At 69.2% G+C, this 1,639-nt stretch carries 2 protein-coding genes; both read right to left on the bottom strand.

What is annotated here, in order from left to right; all coding sequences use genetic code 11:
- Positions 1 to 306: 306 nt before the first annotated feature.
- The gene (locus tag AC31A1_RS51120; protein WP_489659866.1) at positions 307 to 1,023 is read right to left on the bottom strand and encodes an IS4 family transposase; all 717 of its coding nucleotides are present in this window, start codon (positions 1,021 to 1,023) and stop codon (positions 307 to 309) included.
- 9 nt (positions 1,024 to 1,032) lie between these two features.
- On the bottom strand, positions 1,033 to 1,530 hold the full coding sequence (locus AC31A1_RS51115; protein WP_489659865.1) for a transposase domain-containing protein: 498 nt from the start codon (positions 1,528 to 1,530) through the stop codon (positions 1,033 to 1,035).
- Positions 1,531 to 1,639 lie beyond the last annotated feature (109 nt).

Raw genomic sequence — 1,639 nt, 5'->3', positions numbered from 1 at the left:
CGAGGAGGGCGAGCGACCTGCTGGTGTCACGAGCGTTGCGCCGAACGCTGGCGGCGATGTTGATGCCCTCGGCGAGCCAATGCCGTTTAGATAGCAGGCGATCATGGATGTTTGGGTGCAGGGAGGAGCGCGACGGTCGGCGGTCCGCTGTACTGGGTACCTCGGGCCGGCCCTCGGCGTTCGGGGTAGCTGTTGTGGCGCCGACGCTTCAGGGTGCGCGGGTAACTGCGGTGGCGTCGCAGAGGGTTGCGGTTGCGGGGTCGGGAGATCCGCTCCAACACCCCTGGCAGGAGTGTCGCGTGGGGCTCAGCGGGGAAAGGCCGCTTGGTCGGTGACCGAGCGGCGGACGATGCGGAGCGTGCCAAGGAATTTGATCCGGTCCGAGTCGATCCCGGCGGCTGTGGCGGCGCTGCAGATCAACGCTGAGACCGCCCAGTGCGTCAGCAGGTAGGCCCAGATCTCCTGGTAGGCCAACTCCGGAGTGCGCGAGCGCAGTACCCGGCCAGGGCCGCGCAAATGGGTCTTGAGCTGGTCGATCCCGGTCTCTGCCTCCCACCGCTCGTGGTACGCGCGGGCCAGCTGCTCCGCAGAGGCATCGGCGGGATTGAGGATGCTGGTGATGAGACGGATCTTCTCGCCGCCCCGGTCGGGCACCGCATACTGCACCACCCGCACCACGACGGCGTCCTCGCCGGGATCCACCCCGGCCCGTGCGGCAGTGCGCTGCCGCTGCTTGTGCGAGGTGCGCTGGCCGGGGCGAGTGACCACGGCCAGCCACGACCCGTCGGGAAGGTCGCGCACGTGGTCCAGGCGGAGGTTGGCCTGCACCCGCCACAGCAACTGCGCACCAGAGCGACGGGACTGTTCCCAGGCGTAGAAGCTGTAGAAGCCACGGTCGGCGGTCAGCAGCATGTCCGGGGCGAGGTGCTCATACAGCGAGTAGGCCAGAGTCTGCTCGCCCGCCCAGCAGCCGGCCACATCCGCGGCGACAGGCGCGTGAACGGCGCACTCACTGATCGCCACGATGCGGGCTTACGGGTAGACGGTCGCGTCACCGCCGTGGTCGCGGCCGAACTCGGCGACGTTCGCCGCGGTGTCGGGCAGGTCCAGCACGAAGCCGTCGATCGCCATCAGCCGCCACCGCCCCAGCCAGGCCCCGGGCGTCGCAGCCGTCGCCGTTGGCCGGGCCAGGTAGGTGAAGACCTCGCGCATCACCTCCGGTCCGAGCCGCTGCCTTGCCTGCGTAATCGCGCCACGCGACGGGGCTTGCCACCGGGCTCCCGGCACCGCCTCGAGCATCCCGGTCAGCTTCTCGGCGACCTCCTCATAGTCGTCGTCGGGGAACAGGCACAACGCGATCAGCAGGTAGACCACCAGGTGGGAGGGGAGCTTACGGACCCGCTCCTCCCGGCATCCGTGCGCCTCGATCGCCTCGTCCAGCACGTCCCTGGGTACCAACGAGGCCAGCGCAGCCAGCGACACCAAGTCCGTCAGACGCTCCGCGCCACCGCTCTCAGCCCCCTGCGACACGTACGGAGACTACCAACTCGCCGCTATCTAAACGGCATTGGGGTCACGGGTCTGTCCCGGCGGCCGGTGATCGCGAAACGGTGCCGATTGCGCAGATCCTGCCGATCGG

The organism is Streptomyces sp. P5F9 (genome assembly GCF_057961495.1).
This window is presented reverse-complemented; position numbering and strand designations above follow the sequence as displayed.